Source organism: Leuconostoc falkenbergense (assembly GCF_014634805.1).
GTDB lineage: Bacteria > Bacillota > Bacilli > Lactobacillales > Lactobacillaceae > Leuconostoc > Leuconostoc falkenbergense.
Genome location: NZ_BMBS01000038.1, coordinates 1 through 21,515, shown reverse-complemented (window position 1 = coordinate 21,515; position 21,515 = coordinate 1). Strand labels below are relative to the sequence as shown.

At 35.0% G+C, this 21,515-nt stretch carries 18 protein-coding genes and 2 pseudogenes; 1 reads left to right on the top strand and 19 read right to left on the bottom strand.

The genetic code is table 11. The features are described 5' to 3' along the window. Nucleotides 1-544: 544 nt before the first annotated feature. The 3 genes from hpt to larD form a co-directional block, all read right to left on the bottom strand. Nucleotides 545-1,108 carry a hypoxanthine phosphoribosyltransferase gene (hpt, locus tag IEU71_RS08130; RefSeq protein ID WP_004911768.1) on the bottom strand — a complete coding sequence of 188 codons (564 nt, stop codon included), beginning with the start codon at nt 1,106-1,108 and terminating at the stop codon, nt 545-547. Further along, a complete protein-coding gene (gene purB, locus IEU71_RS08125) occupies nt 1,105-2,400 on the bottom strand; it encodes an adenylosuccinate lyase (RefSeq protein ID WP_004911772.1) in 1,296 nt (431 codons plus the stop codon). Before purB ends, hpt begins: the two co-directional genes overlap by 4 nt. A 211-nt stretch (nt 2,401-2,611) precedes the next feature. After that, nucleotides 2,612-3,331, bottom strand: coding sequence for a D/L-lactic acid transporter LarD (gene larD / locus IEU71_RS08120; RefSeq protein WP_004911774.1), 720 nt, complete (start codon nt 3,329-3,331; stop codon nt 2,612-2,614). Nucleotides 3,332-3,597: 266 nt separating this feature from the next. Between larD and IEU71_RS08115 the strand changes: the two genes are divergently transcribed. After that, nucleotides 3,598-4,050, top strand: coding sequence for a flavodoxin (locus tag IEU71_RS08115; protein ID WP_004911776.1), 453 nt, complete (start codon nt 3,598-3,600; stop codon nt 4,048-4,050). Nucleotides 4,051-4,059: 9 nt separating this feature from the next. Here the strand turns inward: IEU71_RS08115 and IEU71_RS08110 are convergent, their stop codons facing one another. The 16 genes and pseudogenes from IEU71_RS08110 to IEU71_RS10325 all read right to left on the bottom strand — a co-directional run. After that, nucleotides 4,060-4,476: a GtrA family protein gene (locus tag IEU71_RS08110; RefSeq protein WP_004911787.1), complete on the bottom strand. Its 417-nt coding sequence runs from the start codon at nt 4,474-4,476 to the stop codon at nt 4,060-4,062. Between the two features lie 15 nt (nt 4,477-4,491). Beyond that, nucleotides 4,492-5,424 carry a glycosyltransferase family 2 protein gene (locus tag IEU71_RS08105; RefSeq protein WP_004911790.1) on the bottom strand — a complete coding sequence of 311 codons (933 nt, stop codon included), beginning with the start codon at nt 5,422-5,424 and terminating at the stop codon, nt 4,492-4,494. Then, nucleotides 5,411-7,129, bottom strand: coding sequence for a CDP-glycerol glycerophosphotransferase family protein (locus tag IEU71_RS08100; RefSeq protein WP_158082592.1), 1,719 nt, complete (start codon nt 7,127-7,129; stop codon nt 5,411-5,413). Before IEU71_RS08100 ends, IEU71_RS08105 begins: the two co-directional genes overlap by 14 nt. A 97-nt stretch (nt 7,130-7,226) precedes the next feature. Then, nucleotides 7,227-7,658 carry a glycerol-3-phosphate cytidylyltransferase gene (tagD, locus tag IEU71_RS08095; protein ID WP_004911795.1) on the bottom strand — a complete coding sequence of 144 codons (432 nt, stop codon included), beginning with the start codon at nt 7,656-7,658 and terminating at the stop codon, nt 7,227-7,229. A 44-nt stretch (nt 7,659-7,702) separates the two neighbouring features. Beyond that, nucleotides 7,703-8,665: a glycosyltransferase family 2 protein gene (locus IEU71_RS08090; protein ID WP_004911797.1), complete on the bottom strand. Its 963-nt coding sequence runs from the start codon at nt 8,663-8,665 to the stop codon at nt 7,703-7,705. 45 nt (nt 8,666-8,710) lie between these two features. Further along, a complete protein-coding gene (gene glf, locus IEU71_RS08085) occupies nt 8,711-9,901 on the bottom strand; it encodes a UDP-galactopyranose mutase (protein WP_036066599.1) in 1,191 nt (396 codons plus the stop codon). Between the two features lies 1 nt (nt 9,902). After that, nucleotides 9,903-10,688, bottom strand: a complete 786-nt coding sequence (locus tag IEU71_RS08080; RefSeq protein ID WP_036066601.1) for a DUF4422 domain-containing protein — start codon at nt 10,686-10,688, stop codon at nt 9,903-9,905. Between the two features lie 7 nt (nt 10,689-10,695). Beyond that, complete coding sequence (locus IEU71_RS08075) at nt 10,696-11,511, bottom strand: ABC transporter permease (RefSeq protein ID WP_004911803.1); 816 nt, start codon at nt 11,509-11,511, stop codon at nt 10,696-10,698. Between the two features lie 6 nt (nt 11,512-11,517). Further along, a complete protein-coding gene (locus tag IEU71_RS08070; protein WP_004911811.1) occupies nt 11,518-12,501 on the bottom strand; it encodes an ABC transporter ATP-binding protein in 984 nt (327 codons plus the stop codon). A gap of 5 nt (nt 12,502-12,506) precedes the next feature. Further along, nucleotides 12,507-13,142 carry a sugar transferase gene (locus IEU71_RS08065; RefSeq protein WP_004911814.1) on the bottom strand — a complete coding sequence of 212 codons (636 nt, stop codon included), beginning with the start codon at nt 13,140-13,142 and terminating at the stop codon, nt 12,507-12,509. A gap of 127 nt (nt 13,143-13,269) precedes the next feature. Next, nucleotides 13,270-14,985: a putative glycosyltransferase family protein gene (locus IEU71_RS08060; RefSeq protein ID WP_004911816.1), complete on the bottom strand. Its 1,716-nt coding sequence runs from the start codon at nt 14,983-14,985 to the stop codon at nt 13,270-13,272. A gap of 11 nt (nt 14,986-14,996) precedes the next feature. Beyond that, on the bottom strand, nt 14,997-17,573 hold the full coding sequence (locus IEU71_RS08055) for a CDP-glycerol glycerophosphotransferase family protein (RefSeq protein ID WP_004911819.1): 2,577 nt from the start codon (nt 17,571-17,573) through the stop codon (nt 14,997-14,999). After that, entirely contained in the window at nt 17,570-19,303 is a 1,734-nt protein-coding gene (locus IEU71_RS08050; RefSeq protein WP_143472334.1) for a DUF6020 family protein, read from the bottom strand. The genes IEU71_RS08055 and IEU71_RS08050 overlap by 4 nt, the downstream gene beginning before the upstream one ends. Nucleotides 19,304-19,402: 99 nt before the next feature. After that, nucleotides 19,403-19,975, bottom strand: coding sequence for an LbetaH domain-containing protein (locus tag IEU71_RS08045; protein WP_004911824.1), 573 nt, complete (start codon nt 19,973-19,975; stop codon nt 19,403-19,405). Then, a pseudogene (locus IEU71_RS08040) lies at nt 19,950-20,904 on the bottom strand (glycosyltransferase family 2 protein). The gene IEU71_RS08045 and the pseudogene IEU71_RS08040 overlap by 26 nt, the downstream one beginning before the upstream one ends. 338 nt (nt 20,905-21,242) lie before the next feature. Continuing rightward, nucleotides 21,243-21,356 (bottom strand): annotated as a pseudogene (locus IEU71_RS10325) (hypothetical protein); the annotation flags it as partial. Nucleotides 21,357-21,515 lie beyond the last annotated feature (159 nt).

Genomic DNA, 21,515 nt, shown 5'->3' with positions numbered 1-21,515 from the left:
ACTGGCACACACCAATCGAGATCTTCTTGCTTAATCTACGTCACTAAATTCGTTCAAGTTATTTCTTGCAATCTGCCATATCTAATTTTGTTGTCATACTGTTCTCTCCATTACGTTTAAATGCTATTTGTGATTATGTGCTATTGTGCCTGACTCGATACAAGCCACCAACTGAATTTTCCATATTGTCATCCTCACTAATTTTTCCAATAAAAAAACCGCTAATTGTTATCAAAACAATTAACGGGCGAATTCTCGCGGTACCCCGTCGTTTAACTAGCAAAACTAAACTAGCTATCTCTATCTTAACTACGGGCGCAATGCCGATAGCCATACGATATAACGGTCGTGACCGATCAATGCTTCATTATCCAAACCACTGATTCTCTCCAGAACTACTTTCCAATACTTTTAATGACGCTTTCTCATCAACTAGCGCTTTCTATATCATTAAAAAGTAATGTACTCTTTCTTCCACTGAAATCTTATTTATATTATACACAAATGATAAAATAATAACAACACTTACTTTATAATTTTTTTATCAACCAATTAAATTCAATTTGTCAAAATCAATAACGGCAATGACTGGCAAATTTCTGAAATAATTATTATAATCCATACCGTAGCCGACAACGAATTCATTGGGTACAATGAGACCGTAGTTGTCAACATCAAAATCAACGACTCGGGCTTCACGTTTATCAGCTAAGGCAACAGTAGTGACTGATTTGGCACCTTTAAGAGCGAAATAATCACTAAGCCATTGCATCGTACGACCTGTGTCAATAATGTCGTCTATGACAACCACGTCACGTCCGGCTAAATCCATATTCACATCATGCACGACTTTAACTTGACCAGTGGAAGCAGAGCCACTATAACTTTTAACATCAATAAAGTCAAAGTCCACATCAAGGGGCATTTTCCGCAACAAGTCTGTGGCGAAAATAACTCCCCCTTTCAAAGCAGCTATAAATACTGGGCGTTGTTCATTATCTTGAAACTTTTCTGTTAATTCATTGGCAACGCGCTGAACTTGTGCCTGTATGTCCGTTTCAGTTAAAAGCACTTTTTTTATCGCTGGATGACTAATCAAGTTGTTCATGCTAAGCCTACTCTCTTAAAAATCTCGTCCACATGACGCAAATGGTAGTGATAATCGAACGCATCATCAATTTGTGCAGGCGTTAAATTAGCCTGAATAGTCGAATCAGCGTCAACTAAATCACGGAACATGAGTTGCTCATCCCATGAACGTGCTGTCAATGGCTGTACAGTATCATAGGCTTGCTCACGTGAAAGCCCCGCATCAATTAAGCTCAATAGCAATCTTTGCGAATAAATTAAGCCATACGTGCGATCCATATTCTTACGCATTGTATCTGGGAAAACACCAAGATTAGTTAAGATACCAGTGTGGCGGTGCAGCATATAATCAATGAGAGCAGTTGCATCAGCCAAAATAATACGTTCCGCAGATGAATGTGAAATATCACGCTCATGCCACAATGTCACATTTTCCAGCGCTGTTACTGCGTAACCACGCAATACGCGAGCTAATCCGGTAATATTTTCATCCCCGATTGGATTACGTTTATGTGGCATAGCCGAGGATCCTTTTTGACCCTTAGCAAAGCCTTCTTCGACTTCATGAATTTCTGAACGTTGTAATGAACGGATTTCGGTAGCAAGCTCTTCCATTTGCGTACCAATCAAGGCAATGGTCTGGATATAGTCAGCATGCAAGTCTCTTGGCAGGACTTGTGAACCGATTGGTTGTGGTGTTAACCCTAATTCAGCCATTGCCACTTCTTCAACTCGTGGTGGCACATTAGCAAAAGTACCAACTGCGCCAGATAATTTACCAGTTTCAACTTCTTTTGCCACACGCTCAAAACGCTCGATTGCCCGTGTTGCTGAAGCGTAAAAACGAGCCATTTTCAAACCAAATGTTGTGGGTTCGGCATGAACACCATGAGTACGTCCCATCATGACTGTATTTTTATATTTTAATGCTAGGACTTTAATGGCTTCGCGCCAATCATGTAAATCTTGTTTAATAATGTCATTTGCCTGACGCAAACGTAAGGCTTGCGCGGTATCAACGACGTCTGTTGAAGTCAAACCGTAATGAATCCATTTCCGTTCATCACCTAAGGATTCAGACACATTACGTGTAAAAGCAACCACATCATGACGTGTAGATAGTTCGATTTCGGCAATACGGTCAACATCAAAAGTCGCATTAGCGCGTATCTTAGCCAAATCATCGGCTGGTATGTGCCCTTCTGCAACCCAACCAGCATCAACCGCAATTTCTACATCAAGCCATGTTTGGTATTGATTTTGCAATGACCATATTGTGCGCAACTCTGGTCGTGAATATCGTTCAAGCATAATTTCTGTCCTTTTAAAGTGAATTTAGACAATACCCGCGATTGTCCTGATGGAAAATGAATAACTGTTTCCAATATCTAGTTTACCAGTTATTGCAGTCAATGCGTTCGTAATCATATTAACCTTCTCTCACAAAACAAAAAAAAGTTCGGTTATTCCGAACAAAAGCTGATTTATGAGAAACAAAAACGAACGTTAGGATTTAAAGCGCTTAAATTCCGAGATAGAATTTAGCAAATAGCGCCGCAAAAATGGCGCCAATAAATGGTGCAATACCTGGAACGAGCAAACCATATTTAAAATCACTCGTAGTCCGTTTTTGCCATGGAATAATTGTATATGCGATTCTTGGTCCCATATCTCGTGCTTGATTCATTGCAAATCCGGTTGTGCCACCTAATCCCATACCGACTGCCCAAACAAGAAAACCAACACCTAATGGCACCATTCCTGGCACATCACCCGCATGAGCAGAAATGGATAAAATACCGGTTAGAAAGATGAAAGTTGCAAATGCTTCAACAAAAAAATTACGTGGCAAATTACGAATGGCTGGTGCCGTCGAAAAGATATTACGGACAATAACTGGATCAATATCTTTTTCTGATAATTTAAATTGATCAGCATACATAACGTATACAATCAACGACCCTATAATAGCCCCAAAAATTTCTACAAAGCTGACAATTATAAAATACGGTAAATCAATGTTCCCCAAAACATACTGTGCCAAAGCCATCGCCGGATTGATATAGACATCTCCAAAGATGAACAACACCATGGCAATACCGAATCCCCAAGTTGTAATCGAAAAAATATGCCCAGAACCGTGATATTTTGTACGGTTCAACACTTCGTCGGCGTGAACGCCAACCCCAAAAATTATCATGAGTGCTGTACCCATGAATTCAGCCAACAACTGATGTATCATTTTTAATCTCCTATTGGCGTGCTAGTTATTATGCTTGTGATAAAACAACTAATTCACGCAAGTGGCAGTTGAAAATTTGCATTGTATTGCGGTTTTTATTTCGAATACTCTTAATATAATAAGGCCACTAACCCACTAAGTAAAGCGTTTTTGTTGTTTTGTCAAGAAACCGTCACAATTCGTTACATTTTGCACAAACGAATGCTGTGCAATGTGTCAATAAATCGTTATAATAGTATTGAAGATAATGAATTGAGGATTTTTAAATGAATGCACAAGTTGTGTATGCAACTATCACGGGTAACAATGAACAAGTCGCTGACGTCATTGTTGACGCCTTAGTCGCAGCAAACGTATCAGTCAAAAAAACAGAAATTAGCCAAACCGAGGCTGATGAATTAGAAAATGTTGACATCGCCATCGTTGTCCCGTACACGTATGATAAGGGTTCACTTCCAGATGAAGGTCTAGACTTTTTTGAAGACCTTGCTCATGACGATTTAACAGGTGTTGTATATGGCGTGGCTGGCTCTGGTGACACTTATTATCTCAGCGATTTTGGCTTGGCAGTACCAAAATTTGAAGCACAATTTGCGAAGACAGGCGGTATTAAAGGAGCTGAGGGCGTTAAGATCAACCTTAGTCCTGATGCTGATGATGTCGTTACCTTAAATAAGTTTGTATCTGATCTAATTCAGGTTGCTAATGAAAGACATTAAAAAGAAGGCTTACGCCTTCTTTTTAAATATTACTAGTTTGCTTAGTACAAAGTTAGTTACAATCACAAATATATTTTGAATCACATTCCAAATTTGCGCGTCCTGTTTGAGCACCACAACACCAAAAGACAAAATAGCATAACCTAGTAGTGCTGTGATAATTCTCGCAACAATAAATTGCCAAATCTCATTTATCACTGATTTGACATTGGTAGCTGTCGAGTGAAACACCCATTTACGGTTCGTCAAATAGGCAAATAATACAGACCAAAACCACGCAGCAACGTAAGAAAATGAATAATCAACATGCCAAATTCCGTAACAGAGTGCAAAAACAACAATGTTGACAATTGTCGTCAAAACACCAAAAATCAGATATAAAATGACAACTTGATACTGTATGAGTAGTTTTTTTATTTTTTCCATGATAATTCCTTGAGGTTAATGGTGTTTGTCATTAAGATCATCCGCAAATTCTATGTTCGGATGAAAGAAAAATCCATTAATTGTACCTTTTATAATAATTTTTAACTTTCTACCACGATATTGAACACCGGGCAAAAATAAAGTTTTCATAAAATCAATAACACCGTGACCAATAGTCTTGATGAGTTTAAATATTGATTGTCGTCTACGCGAAGTCAAAATTCGGTTGCGATATTCATACATATAACGAGGTAGTCGTTCCTCAAGTGTTTCTCCCACAATATCACCTGGATTAGGATTGGTTTTGCTGGCATGAATAACAATTGAATCCCTTACAAAATATCCAGTTGCAACACGGTGTGCACGTTCTGTAAACTCTATATCATCCCCCCATATAAAATATTCCTTCTGTGGCAATCCAATAGTTTTGATTAACGAACGTTTGAAAATTGTTGAAACAAATGTAGCATGCTTGATGGGCACAAAGTTTTCATCGCCATAATACACAGCCGTTTTTCCACCGTCTGCAGGTGCAGGAACATTCATTCGTGCCCACTCACCATCAATCCAATTTACTTTGCTTGCACCCCATCCTGCATCAGCATTTAACTCAAACATGGTCAATAATTTGCGTAATGCTGTGCTTGTGGGCATTGAGTCATCGTCCATAACCCAAACAAAATCATCTGCTGTTTTTTGATAAAATTGCTTAATACCCCAGTTAAATCCACCAGACCCACCAAGATTTTGATCTAGATTTTCAACAATAATACGCTTATCTGACAAGTTATCAAGAAATTCTTTAGTCCCGTCTGTACTAGCGCCGTTAACAATAATAAGATGGCGTAACGCACTTGTATCTTGAGATAACACTTTTTCAATAGAATCCTTTAATAAACTCAAGCGGTTGTAGGTTACTATCACTGCTGTCACACTATAATCTGTCATTTTTTTCTTCCAACATTTTCATTATATTTTTCGCAAAATCCAAATCTTGTTTGGATTCTTTCCCCCAAACTTCCCAATTTTCATTTCCCAAGAACCTAGTAAAACCAATCTTCAAAAGCCACAACTCTCTTGCAGGATTTTTAACCATTATAATCATCTTTGCAGTAGAAATTAGTTCTTTTTGATGATAACTAAAAATGCTCTGTGGTATAACTAGCATATTAAATTGCTTAGCAGCAGTCATTCGTCTTCCGTTAAGCACCATTTCAGTTTTACCTGTGCCTCTATATTGAGAATTCTTATTCACAAACACACGTGTATATTCACTCACACTATCAATATTGGCAAAAAATTGATAGCCATACCAATACTCAAGTACATGTGATTCAAAAATAGCCACGCTAATATCATAACTAAAAGAAATACGTTTCACTAATTTTCTATGACTTTCTGTAAAATTTTTGTCCGAAAAATCCTCCCCATTCAAAAGAATTGTATCATTTGCAACAGCTTTCCCATATGAACTATTTTCAATGGTATCAATCATGCGCTGGGAAGACATACCATCATCATGACTCACAAATCGTTCTCTAAATGTTTCATATTTATCAATATAGTGTTCAGACCAAGCTGATGTGTCTTGTGCCAGTTCAATTAAACTTGCAATTTGTTTTGTGTAAGGCCCTGGCAACTCGGAAATTTTTAAATATGTCCCACGTTCATTTTGATAGTTTTCTTTAGAATCAAAAAAAATGATAGGTTTCCCAGTGACCAAGTAATCAAAGAAAAGTGAAGAATAATCTGTGATCAAAAGATCAACTTGACTCAAAATAACATTAGTCCCAAAATAATCTGGTATTAAATATGTTTCAAAACGTTCATCTGAACTAATAGCCTTTTGAAAGTAAGGATGTGGTTTAAAAATAATAATTGTATTTGGAATTGTCGATAAACTTTCGAGTATATTTAAATATACTTCAAGTTCTTGACTACTATTATGAATTATCGTGGTATCACCTGACCACGTCGGTGCATACAAAATTAATTGCTTTTCTGAATCCAAAAAAAGCTCATCACGGAACTGCTGCAATTGTTTCTTGGGGAGGCCAGTGACTAAAATATCATTTCTGGGATAGCCCGCCAAAATAATGCGACCTGTATACAAATTATCAAGTCGATAGTCCTTTTTAAAGATTTCAGCAGTATAGCTATTTGGCAAGATCAAGTAGTTTGTCATCAGAAATATTCTGATGACATTCCACGAACCCATAACACCACCAGGCATGGCATACCCCATTTTTTTCAATGGTGTACCGTGCCATGTGTTAATGAAAATTTGGCCTGAACGTTTAACGAAAATATCAGAAAAGATCATTGCGTTGGTTATTATATATTTCGCAGTCAGCAACCATTTCATGTGTTCTTTTGATTCATAAATCACCACTCGAATATTTTGGCGTCCTATTAAACCCCAAAATTCCAGAACACGATTAATTTTATTAATCTCAGTTTCTTTTGCAACAATTATATGATTCACTGGTGCGCCAAAAGCTACCCACTGCCTAAGAATCGCAAAAGGAGAGTCGTCTAGTTCCTGCCCATCCTGCATTTCATACAACACCACACGCTCGTTTATCGGCCAATTTTGATAATGCGTATCATAAAATATTTTAGCATCATCGTGGTTATTTGCTAAACGCTTCATGTTCCATAAAAAGTCATGATATTTAAAACTCAAATTGTTCAAAATATTTTTTATCATAAAAAAAGAGATGCCTTTCATCTCTTACTATTATATCAAACTAATCAATTTCAGATTTATGATTTGTCACTAAGCTAGTTTCATTCAAGTCTTTTTTGATTTGAGTCGTAGATATTTCGGGTGTTCTAGCTAAATAAACAACTTTTGCATCAGTCTCTTCTTGAATAAAGTCGAACTGTCCTGCCCAATCATCGCCCATGACGAATGTATCAACCTGATAAAGCTTAACATCAGGTACTTTTTGCTCCCATGATTTTTCTGGGATCACTAAATCTACATAGCGAATTGCTTCTAATAATTGTTTACGTTTTTCATAGCTGAAATAAGTCTTCTTTTGTTTTGATTCCCAATTAAACTCATCAGTTGAAAGTGCAACAATTAAATAATCGCCCATTTCTTTAGCACGTTTCAGTAAATTAATATGCCCGTAATGTAGCATGTCAAATGTTCCATAAGTAATCACTCGTTTCATAATTTTTTCCTCTTTATAGATTAATTAAAAGATGTACCCATACATTATTTTTCTTCGCGTGTAATAAAAATCGGCCGTCTCTTCGTTTCCAAAAAAATTGCAGCAACGTATCTGCCAATCACACCTAAACTCAACAATTGAATACCACCAATAAATAGCATGATAGTGACCATCGATGGCCAACCATCGACACTATTATTGTGGACTAATGCCCTAATCACAATAAAAACAGCACTTAAAATTGATATCCCAAATGAAAGAAAACCTAGTAAGGTAATGATTGTTAAAGGAACCGTAGAAAAGGACACAATTCCTTCAACTGCATACTTACTTAGTGACCAGAACGACCATGAAGTCTGCCCAGCGACACGTTCTCGGTTTTCAAACGGAATATACTTAGTCTTAAAACCTACCCAAGTAAAAATTCCCTTACTAAAACGTTGATTCTCAGATAACGACAATATAGCATCAACCATTTGTCGTGTCATAACACGATAGTCTCGTGCACCGTCCACTAATTGTGTTTGGCTGATTTTGTTCATCCATTTGTAAAACTGCGTTGAAAACCAAGAACGTATCCTTGCTTCACCTTTACGATCTGCTCGCCTCGTGCCAACCGCATCCCAGTCACCACTCTGTACTTCTTTTAACATTTCAGGCAGGAGTTCGGGAGGATCTTGTAAATCAACATCCATTACAGCCACATAATCACCATCAGCTTGTTGTAGACCGGCATAAAGTCCAGCTTCTTTACCAAAATTACGTGAAAAGCTAATATAGTGAACATTGTTATCTTGCTGAGCTAATTGTCGTAACAAATCGAGCGTCTTATCAGTTGAACCATCATCAATAAAGTGAAAGTGAATCAAGGCGTTTATTTTTGGTGCAACATTTTTAATCGCCTTGTAAAAAATTTCAATTGTATCTTCTTCATTGTGAACAGGGACAATTAAAGATAAGATATCACTATTTTGCTCGATTCTTTTATTTTTAATATCCACTCCCATTACACCTTTTCTCATTTCATATTATGTACGCCCTAACGGGCATGTTTATTTAACTTCATCGTGAGCAAAATTAAAATTTTGATTGATATCAAATTCTTGGCGGACAGTATTAAAAGCATCATTAAATACTTGATCCATATCGAAGTAACGATATTTGCCTAGGCGACCACCAAAAATAATTTCTGGATGATTGTCACGTGCTTCTTTGGCGTAAGCCTTGTAAATTCGTGTGTTCTCATCATTATTGACAGGATAATATGCCTCTTTTGAGCGATCCCACTCTTGTGGGTATTCTTTAGTGATAATTGTCTTACCCTCATCGGCTAATCCATCAAAATGTTTCCATTCCATAACACGTGTATATGGCGTCTCAGCGTCAGTATAATTGATTACTGAATTACCTTGATAGTTGTCTGAATCAATCACCTCATGCTCAAATCGCAAAGATCTATATTCCAGTTCACCAAACTTATAATCAAAGAACTGATCAATCATACCCGTATATAACACACGAGGAAATTCTGATAGTAATGTTTCTTTGTCATCAAAGAAATCTGTGTCGGTTAAAACGTCGACCAGTCCATTTGACTGTTCCAACATGCGCTCAAAAATCTGTGTATAACCGCCTACTGGAATTCCTTGATAACGGTGGTTGAAATAATTATTATCATAGATAAAGCGCACTGGCAATCGCTTAATAATGAAAGCGGGTAATTCTGTTGCTTTACGACCCCATTGTTTTTCCGTATAACCTTTAATCAACTTATTATAAATATCTGTACCAATTAAGCTAATTGCTTGTTCTTCTAAGTTACGAGGTTGTCGATCACCCAGATCTTTCAAGGCCGCATTCTTTTGTTCTTCAATTTTTGCATGTGCTTCGTCAGGTGTTTTCGTTCCCCACATCTGGTAGAAAGTATTCATATTGAAGGGAAGATTATACAATGTGCCTTTGTAATTTGCGACAACTTGGTTTTGATAACCATTGAAAGAAGCAAATTGACGAATATAATCCCATACTTCCTTGTTATCAGTGTGGAAAATGTGTGCGCCAAAATCATGCACTGTGATACCATGTTCAGTATGCGTATGCATATTACCACCAATATATGGACGTTTCTCCACAATCAGAGATTTTTTACCCCGTTTGGCTGCCTCGTATGCAAAAATCATACCAAATGGCCCAGCACCGATTACAAGATAATCATAATTCTTTGTATTGTATTTTTTTGTCATGTCACTTTCCATCAATTCTACCAAATCCAACTTTCCGAGCCAAAAATTTGCCACCCTTTAGTAACCAATTTTGTTTTTCCATAAAATTAACCGGTATTTCTTTGTATTGAATGTTATTTTTGACAATCCAAACATCTAGTAAACGTTCACTTAAGAAACCATATACCCTTTTTTCATAGGTATTCCAAGACAATACTTCACTATGAATCAACTTTTCTACTTCAAAGAGAATGTCGAACAACCAATCAGAATAATCATTGAACTCTTTACGACGCATAATAAACATGTTAAACATATGAGAACTGGTTTTGCTCATTTGTTTTTCAAAAACTTCAGCATAATCAGGATACTTACTAGTAATGACTTGCCGTACTGCATCTAGAGAACTGCCATGGTGAGCATGACGATAGTGAGATTCACTACTTTCAATCCAATAGTGCCGCTTTTTGGGTAGAATAACGTCGACATTATCTAACAACTCAGACAACTGTTTCACGTTCAAAATATCTTCTAGATTTTTAGTCTTTTTTAAACTAAAGTACCTGCGATAATGCACCAACCCTATAACATCTGCACTGCTATTGTAACGTGCCCAATAAATAGCAGTTAGCTCATTAAAATATGGATTTTTCAACGAGATATTTTGGCCTTGATTGTCTCCTTGATAACCACTGAACTTATTTTCTGATAGTGAAGCGCCGACTTGAATCGGTAAATACATGCTATCTTTCGGCATTGAGGATTCTTTATGAGCGGCAACCAAAATTTGGATTTTTTCCTTAACCATACTGCTATTATACCAAATCTGCAAAATATGCGCGGAACTTCAAGTGCAAATGCGACCCAATGATTAACACAGCGAACGTAAACAACCAAAATACAAGCATTGGGTAGGTGTTTTCCCAAAACCATGTGTGTCCAAAAAATGAATCTCTGACACCACTCACCAAATAGTAAAAAGGATTTGTTTCCAATGCTCGAACAATCCTTTCATGCCCAGCACCAAATTTATCTGATACTGAAAATAATGCGCCAGATATCCAAAAAATAAAACGCATGACCGTTTGCATAATTTGTTGATAGTCTTGCAATAATACTGTCACAGTTGCATTTAAAATGCCAAGTGCATATAAAAAAGCGAACGCTGCAAAAATATAATAAAAGACTTGTAACCAGTACCATGTAATTGGCAACCCGTAAAATACTGACATAACAATTCCGATAATCAACATGTAAGCAAAAGCATTAAAATTCATCAATGTTCTCATCATTGGCATAATACTCATTGGAAATCGCATTCTAGCAATTTCCCATATTTTTGAGGAAATACTCCATGTTGAATCCATGAACGACGTATTGATGAAAAGCCATGTCGCTAAACCAATAATTAGCCATGGCATGTAAGGAACTCCTTCGACAGGACTTTTCGTCCCAAATCCAAAACCAAAAACCATCCAGTAGGTAGCAACCTGCATAAATGGATTCAGAAACAACCAAAAATTACCTAAAGCATGATTTTGGTAGCGGGCTTTTTTTTCATAACTGGCCAAACGCCACATAACTGGAAAATATTTAAATTGTTCTTGTAAAACTAACCAAATTTCTTTCATTAGAAGTCAACCCCACATCGCATATTGGTAAATAAAAAATAACGTGCCTACAATGCTAGCAGCAAACAAAATCCATGTCGGCATAGACATGGCATCACCAACACCAAGGTGTGAACTAATTTTGTGCTTTTCATCTTCAGACAAACTACTATCATTTGCCACTTTGTTCTCCAGCTGTTTCTCAGAAAAAGAAATTTGTTTTTGCTTTTGCTCTTCTTGATATGCTTTTTTCTCTGATTTACTCAATCCATTAAACCACTTATTCCAGTTTTGGTAGTCATCAGCGATTTCTTCTGTTGGTCCGAATGCCTTTAATTCGCCATAGTGAATCCACATCGCTTTATCCGTAAAGTCCCGTACCTGTGGTAGTGCGTGAGAAACAAAAAAGATTGTCTTTCCTTGTGCTTTAAATTCATTCATTTTTGCTAGAGCTTTTTGGGCAAATGTTTGGTCACCAACAGACAAAGCTTCATCAATAATTAATATGTCGGGATCTTGATGTACAGCAATTGAAAATCCCAGCTTTGATTTCATACCTGAGGAATAGTCTTTAACAGGTTGATCTATAAATTCGCCTAAATCAGAAAATTCAATAATCTCATTCATTTGATCATCAATCTCTTTATTTGTTTTGCCCATCATTAGTGATTTAAGTCGAATATTTTCACGGCCGGTCAACTGTGCTCTTAACCCAGCACCAACCGCCAGCATCGTTGTGTCCCCATTAATTGTCAATTCACCAGAAGCGGGTAATAATAATCCACTCAATATGTTCAAAAGTGTGGACTTACCTGAGCCGTTAACGCCTACAATACCAATAACGTCTCCTTCGTAAACCTCAAAACTAATACCTTTTAATGCCCAAAACTTTTGAGGCCCTTTACTCATAGGATTTAGTATTGCTCGAATTTTCTCTGACTTACTTTTACCTAAATCAAATGTTTTTGTGAGAAATTTCGCCGATACCTTTACTTTTTTTTCTTCCTTCATGAGAGTTAATAAGCTCCTTTAGACTTAAAGATTGCGATCACATTTTTCAAAACAATACCTATATCATACCAAAACCCAGCATTCTTAATATATTCTAACTCAATTTTACTACGTTCCGGATATTCAATAAGTGATCGTCCACTAGCCTGCCAAAGACCAAGTGCACCAGGACGGACAGACAAGAACAAATCAACGTCATCACCATATTCAACTAATTCTTCTGCAACAACTGGTCGCGGCCCAACCAAGCTCATATCTCCAATTAGGATATTCCAAAACTGAGGGATTTCATCTAAGGTTGATTTACGCAAAAAAGCGCCCAATTTCGTTATTCGTGGATCTTCAGCCGTAGGTAATTTATAGCCACTAGCAACATATTTTTCGTATAGCTTCTGATCTGATTTTAAAATTTTTTCCGCATTGGGTACCATAGAACGAAACTTGTAAATATTAAAGTGCCTACCATATTGGCCAACACGTTCTTGCGAAAAAAGTGCCGGTGACGATGGGCTGTTAAATTTGAGCAATACAAACACAATAAGAAAAACAGGTGACAAAATCGTTAAACCAGACAGCGCAAAAAGCACATCAATGATGCGCTTAGTAATAATGTACATTTTACTTTTTGGCTTAATAGTCAATATGCAACTCCTGTATGCAATTGATACGTTACGTTATAAAATACAACATAGTCTATTATACTTGATTTTAATCAAGATAACGATAAATATTAAAAAATGGCAAAGTCAGAATAGCCTCTTTTATTACTTAAGATTTGAAACGGTTAGTTTTAAATCTAACTATTCCTATAAGAATTACAAATCCAATCAGTGAAACTATGCTAACAATGATCATACCCTTAAACCACGAACTTGGTTTGTAACTTAAAACGAGTAGATTATTGCCATGTTTTGGATGAATAATTACTGCACCAATATCAGTTAATTTATACTCCCCTTCTAATAATTTTTCACCATTCAGCACTATATTAGTATGTTTGTACTTTACTACATTAAGAAGTAAAGGTTTTGTACTTTTACTTTCCCAAGAAATAAACAACTTACCTTTTTTGACCGATTTTGAAAACGTATTATTAGTGACTATTTGTTTTGAGTAGTCATCATAGAGTAAAGATGTTTTCCTATTGTTTTTACTATTTGATGGCAAATAATCTGGAGCTGGTTTCCAAACATTTTTCAACACTGTCCCTGTATCTCTGGATGCAAACATATTACGTAAATCATCACCATACGCTTTTTGTTTTACATTGTACCGGCTAGATAGTACATCGTTCGTTGACCATGCTGCTGATTTATTCTGCACTTGCCCTAGTAACGAAAAAGTACTTACTAAAAGACAAATCAACAGCAATAAACTCTTTATGTCCAAATTATCGATGGAATATTGACTCAACGACATCAGTGACATTCCCAAGCCTAGTAAAATTAATATAAGAGCAGGGCCTAAGAACCTATAAGGAAACTGTATAACACTAATTGCAGGAACCAAATTAAAAACTTTATTCCATGGTACTAGTTGCGTGGACAAACACAAGAAAATGATTCCTAAAATCGTGGAAAGTTTATTACTTATTGGCAACTTTTTATAGTGCATGAACAGTAATGAAATTTGAATCGCCAGAACGATAACAAATATAGATGTTAACTGACTGTTTTCAAGGGTAAAATTAACTACACCATTAGTCAAGGGTACTGCATTATGAAAAGGCGCTAGCACAACATTTGTTCCATATATTTCTAAAAAGGATCCCCAGATGTTGCAAGTTAACACTAGCGTAAATAAAATGGAAATAAGTAAATCCCTTAACATTTTTAATCGGTTGTTTGACTTAATGAAACCAACTGTAAAGAAGACAGCCAATATGCTAATTAGAAATAGAGCTGATAACACATGCGTTTGGATAATTAGTGTCACACCCATAGTCAATTCAAAAACACTTATTTGATTACTTAAATTCCGAATCATTCTGGTTCCTGCAGCAATACCTAAAGGCATAATAGCAGTTCCCCAAGCCATAAATTGTTGATTCAGAGTCCATGTACTTATACTATATGTTGTTATAAACAAAAGTGAAATTAATAAACTGTAATGACGAGAAACATTATTTTTTCTTAGCAAGTACATCATTGAAAAAGAAGCAATGACGTTCACAAACCAATCAGATAATAATTGATATTTAAACCACGACCCGGCTATTAACAGTAAAAAACCATTGAGATATGCAATATATGGTCCATATAATGCATTAACAATTCTACCTGATTGAGAAAAGCCATACATAGATACAAAATACTGAAAATTGCCATTTTTAATTTGCATCATGGCATCGTAAATTCTGTTCCAGTGAAATGAAGAATCACCACCTGCAATAATCGCGTGTTGATTGATTTGTGGCAACAAAACAAATGCAGAAAAAAAGCATATTATTAAAATTAACTTAGAATTGTTTTTTAATCTAGTCATTGTCAACTCTTTCACTCGAATAAACTATCAAATTGATGAAGTACTAACTCATTATGAGATTGGGAATCAAAATTTTTTAAGCGTGTATACTTTCCATCAGCCATAATTTTTAAAGACTCAAATAACTGATCCGGATTATTACCAATTGTTAATAATCCATAATCACCACCATTTAAAAGCTCAATATTTGCCATAATATTTGAGGCTACAATATTTTTCCCCAAGACCATTGCCTCCATCAAAGCAACAGACTGTCCTTCAGTATGACTAGGAAGTAGAAAAACATCAGCACTGGCAATCGCCGGAAACGGATTTTTTGCATAACCGTAAAACTTAATATAATTTTCTGCTTGATTGCTCAAGACCAAATCATATAGCACCGATGCATAGTTACCAACATCCTTACCAAAAATATGCAATTCTACATTTGGGTACTCACTATGCAACTTTACAAATGCTAGAATTAAATTATCTATATTTTTCTCCGGAGACAATCTCGAATTTGTTATAAATTTAGTTGCTTTTTTACAAGAAGCAACACTATGAATACTGAGTTCTCTTTTCCTCATATCCACATCACCAAACGTTGCTTTCGTGATTTCCGAACTATTTTGTTTGTCTACATGTTCCAGCAAATTTTCAATATTTAAGCTTTCATAGTCCACAGTTTCTTTTGAAAGTTGAACTATTTTTTCAGCATCAATAATGTTTGTCAAAACACCGCTTTTATTAATATATTTTTTTAATTTAATATCGTTAATTTTTCTTGTCGCATCAGAAACTGACAATGAAGTATCAAAGAGGTTCCAAAAATGTAAATATTTTTTGGTTTTTGGATTTTTTAAGCGACCATCAACTTTTTTATGAGATTCTAACCACATATCATTATGTAAAACATTGTATGTGTGTTTAGCTTCACTTGCAGCAATCCATTGGCCATTGTCCATAACATAGCTATCAAAATCAATTGCAATGTCAAACTTTTGGTTTGCTAATAGCCGACGTGCATTTAGTTCAGCCTGCTTTTGGGAGTATAAAAATCGGAACATCACAAGATTTTCAGCAAAAAATTTCCCAAGCAATTTAATCCATCCATATGAACTTTCACCACGAATAACAAACACTCGAACTTTGTCAGTTATTTTATTAAAATTATTGAAAAATGCATCATCATTACGATTATCTGCGGTCAACAAACTAACATCATACTTTGTATAATCAATATGATTCACTAAGTCGATTAGCGCCGCAGAAATACCATTGTTTTGCATCCCGCCAGTATAAATAAGAGCAGTTTTTTTCTCACCTTTATTGGCATTAACAATATTACCAGAATATTTTTTGTCTCGTCCATTTAAAATTAAATCAACGATTTTTTCAGTCACTTTTCCATCATCAAGCGCAACAAATCTCTTTTTAAAATTACTATAGTTCTCATTATATTGGTTAAAATCGCCTTTTTTAATGTAGTCTATCAAATCGGCAGATTTTGAAAAAAACGGACCCGGTAATGATTCCAAAGGAAAATAGTATCCCCTTTCTTTTCTATAAGATTCAGAATCTTCATTAAAGAAAACTATTGGCTTATCTGTGATCAAAAAGTCAAAAAATATTGATGAAAAATCAGTTACTAATAGATCTGCTTCTGCCAATAATTCATTTGGATCAATACCATCGTTTACAACAAACTTTTTAACGGATTCAATTTTTTTTATACGGTTATAGACGAATGGATGAACTTTCATCAAAATATTGTATTGGTCACCCAAATCTTTATTTAACTGGCGGTACATTTTGGTGTATGCATCAGCAACTATACTAGGTTTAGTAAACATCTCCGATGGGCTCCAAGTAGGTGCATAAACCAAAGTCAATTTATCTTTACTAAAAGTGTATTCCTTTTCCAAAAAGTCCTTCAGATGAGCAGTGGTTTGACTACTAAAAACGTCATTGCGTGGGTAACCAATCTCCAATATTTTCCCATTGTACTTATCTTCAAGTCGATAATCCTTTAGAAATATTTCAGTAGTATGCTTGTTAGGTGAAACTATATAATCTGTCATCAAAAAGTTTCTCAAAACATTCCATGAGTCAAATTCACCATCAGGCATAGCATATCCCATCGTTTTAAGTGGTGTCCCATGCCAAGTATTCAGATAAATTTGATCAGATTTTTTCACAAAAAAGCTTTGAAAAGTGGAATCAGTAATTAAAAATTTAGAAAATAAAATGGCTTCAACATACTCAGGTGTATTTCGTTCAATTAAATGAATCTTTGAATTGTGTTCGTAATCAATTTTGCTGATTTGTAACCCTAATGTTACTTCCTCCAAATACCTATTTTGATAAACAATGTAGTGATTGAAATCCGGAAACTTGGCTAAGAGAAATTTCATGATTTGCAGTGGCGAATCCGAAAAATTTTGTCCGTCTCGGGTTTCATAAAAAAAAGAATCGTTTCTGACCTTTATTTTAGAGTACTTTGTGGCATACATTCGTGATATTAATTTAAAGTTATTTGTTTCGCGAACAATCTTGCCCATACCTTTATTAATTTGTTTAAACGTTGTATAAAGTATTTTATTCATAAATCCATTTCCGATTCTATTCGTATTTTTTGAATGCTGATAACTATTAACGGTAGCATCAAAAATATTGGTATATAGTATCTATTCAACCCATTAACTGGTGACATAATCAAAGTCCCTAGTGTTAAAATTGATGGTAATACAATCATAAATTCTTTTTTAAATGTCTTTAGATGCCAGAATGCGTTAATAAAAATATATATAATCACCCATGACCACATCCCTATATTATGGTATATATTGAAAATTGGCCAATGTAGGATACCAATAAACTTGTGATTCAACAAATTTTTTTTATTTGTAATATTCAGTGACATATATTGTTTCACACCAAAATATTTTGAAAAGTTATTATTAGTAACGTAATTGCTAAACAAGACCTCGCCCTGTCCACTGTTCCTACTCAAAATATTGATATAGCCAAATGTATTTGCATATGTTGCTTCAAAATAACTTAAAGGATATTTAATACCTATTTTTAACCAGACAGGTAAATAATTTTTGAAATTTTTTGTGAATAATTTATTCCGTCCAGCCCAGTTATAGGAGCCTTTTATTGGATCTGAAACCTGAGGATTATAGTTTTGAATTTTAGTAATATCCATAACGCCATTAACTGCACTTAGATCAGCCTTACTTAAAGTGACGTTATTATATTTTATTGTCCGAGCTGTTTGTTGTAGTGGCACACTCAGCATTTCAACTGTTTTTGCGGGAACCACAGAACTAGAGGACAGTATATGATTATATGAAAATATGAATACCGTTAATGCAAGTAGAACACCGAAAACTTTTAGATTATAGACCTTTTTTAGAGAAAAAATATTCAAAGCGATCAGCGATAAAATCATCACATAAAACATATTTGGTCTGATTAAAGAGACTAATATTGAAAGAATAGCAAAGATAATCCATTCATGATTCTGAATCTTTTTCCTACTAATAATAATTTTTGAAAAATAATAGAACCAAAAAATTAGTGGTACAATCAGCAAGTTGTCTTTAACTATCGTGGCATTTAAGTTTACCCACATAGGTGACACTAGCATCATAATTGTAAAAATTAATTTTAGAAAGTAATTAATGTGACTTTTGCATAATTTAAAACTTAAAAATGCAAATCCAGTGGCATTTACAGCAGTCTGAATCAAGCTCATAATCAAAATACTGAGTGAAAAATCCCCTGTTAATCTCAATCCGCTTTTGAAAACTAGTCCCAAAACCATTGTATCAAATACAGGATGATGATTGTTCAAAGGTATATTTAGATCAATCAATTTTGTATAACTAGAAAACTGCATTAATTCGTCTGCAGCATCGTTACTCACATTGATAGGCTGCTGGAACAACACCAGTACACAACCCATTACCAAAAAAAGTAAATAGATATGCCAATACTTCAAATTAGAAAATAGATTCCATTGTTTCTGTGCGTGACCCACATCTAATTTATTTCCTGATTTATTCTGGTAAAACAAATATTTTGCTAACTCAAATATAGGATAAGAAAATAAAAATCCTATGATAAATTGAAAAATAAAAGCGATCTGATTTTCTTGGTAAAATTTTAAGGAATAATCTAACGCAAAAGACTTATTAAGCGTCTGAAAAAAAGCAAAGACGATTGCCCATCCAATTACACCATAATCCATGGTGAATTTAACATTATGCTTTGTTTTCAAAAAAACAACCACGACAAAGAAAAAAAGCGAACTAGATACTGCTGACAAATTCATTTGACCATTTAATGGTGTAAATACAATCAATGATACACAAAGATATATAAAATATTTTAATAATGTATACAAATTATTTTTTTTTTCATTGTACTAATCTTTCCGAATGTTTTTCCCAGGAATACCAACAATAACGGCATTATCTGGAAAACTTTTTGTAACAACTGCATTGGATCCTATCTTTGAGTGATGACCAATATGTATTGGCCCAATCAAAGCTGAACCAGATCCGAAACTAGCACCATATTCAATCCTTGGGCTGTCTTGCGAACCCTTTCCTAAATTACCAATTGTTACGTTATGTCTTAGTACACTATTCCCACCGATGTACGAATGAGAATTAATAATGACATTATACGGATGAAAGAATTTCGTACCCTGACCAATGTATGCACTGGCAGGAACATGCGAATTCAACTTACCCTCAACTACTTTTATATTGAGGTGAAGATATATTTTCCGCCAAATTTTTTTTCTAAAAGAGTTTTTCTTAGAATAATATAAGTTAATTCTGCCTAATCTATAGATAAATACCAATCTTTTAGACCAGTACTCAGGCTGAATGCGCACATCTTTCCAGACATAATCAGAAAAAGTCACGCGTCCATCTAATCCCAAAAGAATAGAGATAATCTTATTTTTAAAGTTTTGAGTTAATATTTTCATTTTCATGTACTCGTTGAAGTTCAAATTCAAAATTCCGACGCTCCTGAGATTGAATAGCATCGAGAATCAGCCCACTAAACAGCGAAGTAACGCCTGCCATAGCGACGAAAGCAGCAACAATTAAAGTAGGAAAGTTATCAACTTTTCCCGTATGCCAAAAGGGCACAAACACTCTTAACCAAAAAGCAAACACACTTACGGTGAACAATGCAATGGACATGCCACCAAAAAAAGCTAAAGGATGATATATGCGAAATAGTTTTGCTAATGTCTTCAAAACGCGATATCCATCAGAATATGTATTTAATTTTGATTCACTACCTGAGGGTCGATCACGATACTCAATCACTTGATTTTCAACAGACATCTTTTTTTTCAGTTGCATGTATTGACATTTCAGTTTCAATCTCAAAACCACGAGAAAGCACAGGAAAGGTCTTTACGAAACGATAACTAAATGCTCGATAGCCTGTTAAAATATCTTTTATCTGTGTGTGAAATAATAAGTTAATCGTTCCTCTCACAATTGTGTTTCCAATGTTATGAAACGGTCTAGTGTTTTCCTCAAAATAAGTTGACGATAGACGATCGCCTACCACCATATCTGCGTTATGTTTTATAACACGTTCATACATTTCAGGAATAGCTTCTACAGGATAAGTATCATCGGCATCAATCATAATATAAACGCGTGAATCTATCTCCCTGAACATTCTGCGAATAACAGCGCCCTTTCCTTGAGTATACTCATGTCTAACAACTGCTCCTGCTTCCTTAGCAATTGTAGCTGTGTCGTCTGATGAATTATTATCGTAAACATATATTTTAGTACCATCAATCTTTTCAGTAGCTGATTGCACATTTCTTATTACTTTTTTAATAGTCTGGCTTTCGTTGAAGGCAGGAATCAATACTGCTAGCTTGTCCATTCTTAATATTCCTTTGTATTGTTGGCAAATTTTATTCGTACATTTTACATTATATCACAACGGAACCTTTGTCATTCTAACGGAAATAGGGGTACAAATAATTTGAATTATAGTAATAATTAAAATGTTCAAATTGATGAACATTTTATGTGTGGTGTAGGAATGCTGGTAATATCCAAAAACGTCAAATTAATGAATTATTTTTTAGTATTAATAATGATAAAGATCGTGGTCTCTATCACACTATTTATTGATAAAGTAATACTTATCTCTTCCATCAACATTTTTTCACACCACCAAACGCTGCCCAATTTCATCAATTAAACTATGACAGATAGCTACTCTAATACACCATTCTTGTCAATCCAAAAAATTGTAGTATTAACTCGAATTTGTAACCAAGAAATTTTTTTATTATCGTTTGTGGTGACGGTTGCTGCACCTATTACTGTAACCTTTTGTTTATGCTCTTATACTAAAAAAATGGACTATTTTTATTCAGTCCGTAAAATGAAAGTATAGGAGTATTTTTACGTCAATTCGTTATTCACAAGATTTCAAAGATTCATTGGTTAAACTTCACCAAGAAGGCCGTTCACTTAAATCATTAG